Origin of the sequence: Tissierella sp., assembly GCF_052089545.1 — a bacterium.
Lineage (GTDB): Bacteria > Bacillota > Clostridia > Tissierellales > Tissierellaceae > Tissierella_A.
Genome location: NZ_JBQDAA010000111.1, coordinates 1 through 7,696 on the forward strand (window position 1 = coordinate 1; position 7,696 = coordinate 7,696).

5 protein-coding genes and 1 other annotated feature are annotated in these 7,696 nt (G+C 31.8%); of the genes, 4 read left to right on the forward strand and 1 reads right to left on the reverse strand.

All coding sequences use genetic code 11. The features are described 5' to 3' along the window. Nucleotides 1–245: 245 nt before the first annotated feature. The 4 genes from ftcD (at nucleotide 246) to ACTHW2_RS08565 (ending at nucleotide 6,167) form a co-directional block, all read left to right on the forward strand. The gene (ftcD, locus tag ACTHW2_RS08550) at nucleotides 246–1,124 is read left to right on the forward strand and encodes a glutamate formimidoyltransferase (protein WP_442263526.1); all 879 of its coding nucleotides are present in this window, start codon (nucleotides 246–248) and stop codon (nucleotides 1,122–1,124) included. 407 nt (nucleotides 1,125–1,531) lie between these two features. Next, entirely contained in the window at nucleotides 1,532–3,061 is a 1,530-nt protein-coding gene (gene hutH, locus ACTHW2_RS08555; RefSeq protein WP_442263527.1) for a histidine ammonia-lyase, read from the forward strand. 57 nt (nucleotides 3,062–3,118) lie between these two features. Next, nucleotides 3,119–3,370: a binding site (T-box leader), on the forward strand. 116 nt (nucleotides 3,371–3,486) lie between these two features. Next, complete coding sequence (locus ACTHW2_RS08560) at nucleotides 3,487–4,785, forward strand: Na+/H+ antiporter family protein (RefSeq protein WP_442263528.1); 1,299 nt, start codon at nucleotides 3,487–3,489, stop codon at nucleotides 4,783–4,785. Between the two features lie 179 nt (nucleotides 4,786–4,964). Then, complete coding sequence (locus ACTHW2_RS08565) at nucleotides 4,965–6,167, forward strand: M20 metallopeptidase family protein (RefSeq protein WP_442263529.1); 1,203 nt, start codon at nucleotides 4,965–4,967, stop codon at nucleotides 6,165–6,167. Between the two features lie 41 nt (nucleotides 6,168–6,208). Here ACTHW2_RS08565 and ACTHW2_RS08570 read toward each other — a convergent pair whose 3' ends face one another. Next, on the reverse strand, nucleotides 6,209–7,612 hold the full coding sequence (locus ACTHW2_RS08570) for an aldehyde dehydrogenase family protein (protein WP_442263530.1): 1,404 nt from the start codon (nucleotides 7,610–7,612) through the stop codon (nucleotides 6,209–6,211). Between the last annotated feature and the right edge of the window lie 84 nt (nucleotides 7,613–7,696).

The window sequence follows — 7,696 nt, forward strand, 5'->3', positions numbered from 1 at the left end:
ATCAGTAGATAGTAAAGATTTAAATATAAATTTAACAAGTAAAGGAGATACAAATATACTCCATTCAAAAATAAAATCAAATAGCACTATAAATAAGATTTAACTGTTAATATGTTTAAGAAAGATGTTATATTGGGTATAACTAAGATTGTAAACTATAATATTGTTGATAAAAATATATTATAGTACTATAATATATTTATAACATTGAAATAATCAAATAATAAGAGGAGGATTTGTAAAAAATGAAAGTTTTACTTGCAGAAGTAAATATTAGTGAAGGTACAGACTTAGATAAGGTGAAAAGTATAAAAGAAGAACTTATGAAAGAAGGAGATCTTGAGCTAGTAGATTTAAACTCAGATAAGGATCATAACAGATCAGTTTTCACATATAAAGGATCCCCTGAAGCAGTACTTGAAGGAACTAAAAGGCTTAGTGAAAAGGCTATAGAATTAATTGATATGAGGGAGCACAAAGGAAGTCATCCTAGAATGGGAGCAATAGACGTAGTTCCTTTTATACCTGTAAAAGATGTAAGTCAGGAAGAAGCAGTAGAGATATCTAAAGAATATGCTAAGTTTTTAGGTGGTCTTGGAGTACCAGTTTATCTTTATGAAGATGCACAAGAAGATAAAACGAGAAAATCTTTAGTTAAGATAAGAAAAGGTCAATATGAAGGATTAGAAGAGAGATTTAAAGGGAAAGACTTAATGCCTGATGAAGGTCCAAAAGAATTTAATCCTAAGAGTGGTGCAACAGTTACTGGTTCAAGATTTGCACTTCTTGCATTTAATATAAATCTGGATACAAGAGATATAGCTTCAGCTAAAAAAGTTGTTAAAGCTATAAGAGGAGCAAAAGGTGGATACAAAAATGTAAGAGCCATAGCACTTGATATACCAGATAAAGAGCAAGTTCAGATATCAATGAATCTTGTAAACTATGAAGAAACACCTATTCACAGAGTATATGAAACCGTAAAATCTGAACTTAATAGATATAATATAAATATAGCAAGTTCAGAATTAGTAGGACCTGTACCAATTTATGCACTTCAGGAATTACTCCAATTTTATATAAAATTAGATGATGATTTCAAAATGGAACAAATATATATGTAAGAAAAAAGGTCTTGTTAGAAAACTTTCTAACAAGACCTTTTATACTAAAGAAAATAATTAGAAAATTTCCAATAATGAGCATCTTTGCTTGTATTATAAAATAAATTATGATATTATTATATTAATATGAAATATAAGGAAGAAAAAACTTATAAAGTAGGGGTAATTATGTTTAATAAAAACATTAAAAAAATAAATAAAATTAAAAATAAAATTGGAACAGCTCATAGTTATAAATACTAAGAGCTGTTTTTTGCACTTTATTGTGATACCGTAATACATTAAAAGCCTACTAAATCATATTGATAAATAAAATAATTTTGATAAGAAAACGATATCAAAATAATATGCTACAAAGTTGTTTATAATAAGATATAGCTTTTAAAAACTCAAGGAGGAATATTAAAATGGGAAATATCGTAATTGATGGTAAAAGTTTGAATTTAGAAAATTTTATACAAGTAACTAGAGGCAAGCAAAAGGTAGAAATATCTGAAGATGCCAAAAAGAAAATAAACAAAGCAAGGGACTTAGTAGAAAAAATTGTAGCGGAAGAAAAAGTAACTTATGGTATAAATACAGGCTTTGGAAAATTTAGTGATGTAGTAATTTCAAAAGAAGATACTGAAAAGCTTCAAAGAAACCTTATTATGAGTCACTCATGTGGAGTAGGGAAAGTATTTGATGAAGATGTTGCAAGAGGTATTATGCTTCTTAGAATAAATGCTTTATCTACAGGATATTCTGGTATAAGACTTTCTACTATGGAAACTCTTATGGCTATGTTAAATGAAGGAGTTCATCCTATTATTCCAGAACAAGGATCTCTTGGAGCTAGTGGAGATTTAGCACCTCTTGCCCATATGGTTTTAACTATGATTGGAGAAGGAGAGGCAATATATAAAGGTGAGAGACTAGAATCAGCCCAAGCTATGAAAAAGGCTGGTATAGAAATTATAAGCCTTACTTCAAAAGAAGGTTTAGCTTTAATTAATGGAACACAGGTTATGACATCAGTTGGTGCTCATACACTTTATGATGCTATAAATATAAGTAAACTTTCAGACATTTCAGCTAGTCTTACAAATGAAGCTTTAAATGGTATAGTTGATGCTTATGATTCTAGAGTTCATGAAGCGCGTGGACAAAAGGGTCAGATAGATACAGCTAAAAACTTACTCAATATATTAGATGGAAGTAAGATGACAACTAGACAAGGTGATTTAAGAGTACAAGACGCTTATGCATTAAGATGTACACCACAAGTTCATGGAGCTAGTAAAGACTGTTTTAAATATATAAAAGAAAAGGTAGAAATTGAAATGAATGCAGCTACTGACAATCCTCTTATATTTGTAAAAGAAGAAGATGTTATATCAGGTGGAAACTTCCATGGTCAGCCAATGGCAGTAGCATTTGACTTCTTAAAGATAGGAATGTCTGAACTTGCAAATATATCTGAAAGAAGATTGGAAAGACTTGTAAATCCAGCACTTAGTGAAGGTTTACCAGCATTTTTAGTTGAAGAAGGTGGAATTAATTCTGGATTTATGATAGTTCAATATGCAGCTGCAGCACTAGTATCTGAAAACAAAACATTAGCTCATCCTGCAAGCGTTGATTCAATACCATCTTCTGCAAATCAAGAAGACCATGTTTCAATGGGAACTATAGCTTCAAGACATGCAAGAGATATATTAAGAAATGTAAGAAAAGTAATAGCTATGGAAATACTTTGTGCTTGTCAAGCAATAGATTTAAGAGGGAACAAAGGTCTTGGTAAGGGATCAACTATTGGTTATGACATAGTAAGAGAAAATATAGATATGGTAAAGAAGGATAGAATAATGCATGTAGATATAGATAAGGTAGAAGAAATGATAGAAGCAGAAACTATAGTAAAAGAAGTAGAAAAGGAAATTGGAGAAATATTATAATAAACACTTTACAATTCTAAACTACTATGGTAAGCTAACATACAATCAAGTTAATTTACTAAAGCGATGATAAGAAATAGTAGATTTAGAAGTATTTTGTAGAGAGTGCATATATGGTGAAATTGCATAAATACTATATTTTGAACACATCTTTGAGCTAGTTGGCGAAACCTAAGGGAAGTAGTCTATTCGGAAACTCGCACCCGTTACAGTGCAAAGGTATAATAATATATGTACCTGTTGAGTTTGGCTGCCGTAAGGTGTCATTAAAATGAGGTGGAACCACGTGATTAATATCCCGTCCTCTAGTATTTTTATGCTAGATGATGGGATTTTTTTATAATTAAAATACATTTAGAAAGGAGGCTAATGGGATCTAAAGATATTATAAATTTATAAGAATAAAAATAAAAGGGGTGTATAAAATGCTTACAAATCCAGTATTATTATCAGTTATAATTATGGCAGTGCTTAGTTTAGCAGGAATTAATGTTATGTTTGCACTTATTATTGCAGCACTTTCAGGAGGACTCCTATCAGGAATGGGAATTCTTGAATCAGCAACAATTATGATAGAAGGAATGGGAGGCGCTGCAGAAACAGCTCTGTCCTATGTATTACTTGGAGCTCTAGCTTTTGCAATAGGTAAGACTGGGGCAGCTGATATATTAGCTAGAAAAATTGGAAAGGTTATAAAAGATACAAGAGTAATGTTTGTATTAATTATAGCTGGTATAGCTTCTCTATCTCAAAACTTAATACCAGTTCATATAGCTTTCATACCGATACTTATTCCACCACTAATAGGAGTTATGAATAAACTTAAGATAGATAGAAGGGCTGTAGCTTGTGCTCTTACTTTTGGACTTAAGGCTCCATATTTAGCATTACCAGTAGGATTTGGTCTTCAGTTCCATAAGATAGTAACAGAAAACGTAGTAGCAAATGGTATGCCTGCGGCTGAAGTATCTATGGTATGGAAGGCAATGCTTATGCCAGCTGCTGGAATGGTTATAGGTTTACTTATAGCAGTATTTATATCTTATAGAAAACCAAGAGATTATGAAGATAAAATGGTAGTAATAGATGAAGAACACGATGATACATTTACAATTAAACATTTTGGTGCACTAGTAGGAGCAGTTATAGCTTTTGCTATACAGTTGAAGTATAAGTCTCTTCCATTAGCAGCACTTGCAGGAGTTCTTACTATGATTCCTTTTGGATCATTTAAATTTAAAGAGATGAATGAAGTTGTAGATGGTGGTATTAAGATTATGGGCTTTATAGCATTTGTAATGCTTGTAGCTTCAGGCTTTGGAGATGTAATTAGAGCTACTGGTGGAGTTGAAGAGTTAGTAAATGGAAGTGTAAATATAATAGGAGGAAGCAAGGTACTAGGAGCCTTTATGATGCTTATAATAGGACTTATAATAACTCTTGGAATAGGTACTTCATTTGGTACTATACCAGTACTTGCTACTATATTTGTTCCGCTTGCTATGCAACTTGGATTTTCTATACCAGCGACTATGTGTCTACTAGGTACAGCAGGAGCACTAGGAGACGCAGGTTCACCAGCATCAGATAGTACGCTTGGGCCTACCTCAGGACTAAATGTTGATGGTCAACATGACCACATTTGGGACACAGTAGTTCCTACATTCTTACATTATAATATACCACTTATTATAATGGGAACTATAGGTGCTTTAGTATTATAATATTATAAAGTAGATTAAAAAAGAATTTCAATGATATGATACCTTCAAGATAGTTAATCTAATTAATTTAAAATAGACTAACTACTTGGAGGTGTTTTTTATGGTATTTAAGAGGTACAAATTTAAATATGATTCTTAAATTTCATGTTAAAAGGGTATGATAAGTTTAGGTGATTAAAATGGCTATAATAGAAAAAATAATAGATAAATGTGATAAATATGAAGATGAAACAATTGAACTAAGACGAAAGATACATAAAAACCCAGAACTTTCTAATAAGGAATATGAGACAAGTAAACTTGTAGAAAACTATCTTTTAAATTTAGGGATAAAGACAAAACGTATAGGAGAAACCGGTATACTAGGAATTTTAAAGTGTAAAGGAGAAGGGAAAACACTGCTTTTACGTGCAGATATGGATGCCTTACCAATAGATGAAGAAACAGATTTAACCTTCAAGTCTAAAAATGAGGGAGTTATGCATGCTTGTGGTCATGATGTTCATACTGCCAATCTTCTTATAGTAGCTAAAGTTTTAAGTGAGTTAAAAGAAGAAATAAATGGAAGGGTAAAGTTTTTATTTCAGCCTGCTGAAGAAAGAGGTGGAGGAGCTAAAGATATGATAGAACTTGGTGTGTTAGAAAACCCTGAGGTAGACCTATCCCTTGCACTTCATATAATGCCAATAAAACAAGGTAAAATACTGATAAATCATGGAAATATAACAGCTTACTCAGATGGCTTTAAACTAGTTGTAAAAGGGAAAAAAGCACATACTAGAAAACCACAAGAAGGTATAGATGCTATAAATATAGCAGGACATATAATAGTAGCATTAAACTCTATTATGAGTAAAAGTATAAGCCCACTTCATAGGGCAACTTTTTCTATAGGTAAAATAAAGGGAGGTACTGCTACAAATATTACAGCTGATAGGGTAGAGTTAAAAGGTATGATAAGATCATTAGATTATCAAGCTAGACAAACAATCATTAAAAAAATAGAAAAGCTATCAAAAGGAATAGCCCATTCTTTTGGAGGGGATTGTGAATTTCATTTTAATGAAGGTTATCCTTCAGTTTATAATGATGAAGATATAAGTAAAAAGATAGCAGATATATTTGGAAGAAATTCTACTGAGATATACGAAGGTTTTAATATAGAAGATCCAAAGAAACTTATAATGAAAGATTCAAAGCCTATAATGGCAGCAGAAGATTTTGGATTTTTTTCTCAAAAGATTCCTACACTTTATTATATGGTAGGAACCGGGAATAGAGCACCAGGACACAGCTCAAAGTTTTTTGTGGACGAAGATTATATAAAACTTTGTACAAGAACTATGGTTCTAGCTTCTATTTTTTATTTAAATAATATATAAAAACAATATAAAACCTTGCCTGAAGGCAAGGTTTTTATATATTACATAAATAAAGTTTTTATTTCTAAGAATTCTTCTATACCGTATTTTCCACCTTCACGTCCTTTCCCAGAATGTTTAAATCCTCCAAAAGGTGCTTTAAATGTAGTAGATCCGTGGTTTATTATTACATTTCCAGCCTTTAGTCTGTTAGCTACATCTAATACATCATCAACTGGTCCAAATACAGCAGAAGATAATCCAAACTTTGTATCGTTAGCAATTTCAATAGCTTCCTCAACTGTTTGGTAAGAAATAATAGATAAAACTGGCCCAAATATTTCTTCTCTAGCTATTTTCATCTGGTTATTTACATTGGTAAATACTACAGGTTTTACAAAGTAACCTTCAGACTCCACAGGTACCTGACCAAGTAGCATTCTAGCACCTTCTTCTGGTCCTTTTTCTATAAAGTATTTAACCTTATCAAATTGTTTTTTAGAAGCAAGGGGTCCTACTAGAGTATCTGGATCATCTGGATGACCAAATTTATAATTTTTTGTTTTTTCTATTATAATTTCTTCTATTTTATGTTTTATTTCTATAGGAACTATTATTCTACTAAATGCACTACAGGATTGTCCTGTATTTAGGTACATTTTATCTAAAACAGTAGAGACAGCTAAATCTAAATCTGCTCCTTTTAACACAACAGCAGGAGATTTACCTCCTAGTTCCAAGGTAATTCTTTTTATATCATCCGATGCAAGACGTGAGATTTCTTTACCTCCACCTGTTGATCCTGTAAATGTTACTAGGTCAACATCAGGATGCTTTGCTAAAGGATCTCCAACATCTGCGCCTTTTCCTGGTAGAAGGTTAAATACTCCTTTTGGGAAACCAACTTTTTCTACAGCTTCAGCTAAAAAGTAACTAACTAAAGGTGTATTTTGACTTGGTTTTAAAACCATAGTACATCCAGTAAGAAGGGCTGGTGCAAGTTTTTTTGTTATTTGACCAAATGGGAAGTTCCAAGGGGTAAGTGCTGCAACTACTCCAACTGGTTCTTTTACTATAGTAAAATCATCATTTAATTCTTTTAATGGATAGCTAGCCATTACCTTTATAAAGTTTTCCATATCATCCAAATAAGGAATTACATGAGTGTTTTTAGCAAAATGTCTTGGCGCTCCAAGTTCCTTGACTATTATATCTGCCATATAGTCAACTTTACTTCTCAACTCTTTTAATAATTTTTCCATTAGTTCTAATCTCTTTTTAAGTGGAGTAAATTGCCAAGTTTTTAAAGCTTCCTTGGCAGCTGCAACTGCTTTATTTACATCTTCTTCATTACAAGCTGGTACAACTCCTACTATATTTTTATCAGCAGGATTTTCTACTTCAATTTTTTCTGAAGAACTTGGGGACACCCATTCTCCATTTATAAATATTTTATCATAATGCATATTTATCAGTCCTCCTATACTATTTATAACTAGCTCGTTGCAGAACTCTACAACTCGCATATTTACTACGTTTATTTACATTGA

Bases quoted from the DNA above. Each gene is read 5' to 3' on its own strand.
- ftcD (WP_442263526.1), top strand. From the start codon at position 246: ATGAAAGTTTTACTTGCAGAAGTAAATATTAGTGAAGGTACAGACTTA.
- hutH (WP_442263527.1), top strand. From the start codon at position 1,532: ATGGGAAATATCGTAATTGATGGTAAAAGTTTGAATTTAGAAAATTTT.
- ACTHW2_RS08560 (WP_442263528.1), top strand. From the start codon at position 3,487: ATGCTTACAAATCCAGTATTATTATCAGTTATAATTATGGCAGTGCTT.
- ACTHW2_RS08565 (WP_442263529.1), top strand. From the start codon at position 4,965: ATGGCTATAATAGAAAAAATAATAGATAAATGTGATAAATATGAAGAT.
- ACTHW2_RS08570 (WP_442263530.1), bottom strand. From the start codon at position 7,612: ATGCATTATGATAAAATATTTATAAATGGAGAATGGGTGTCCCCAAGT.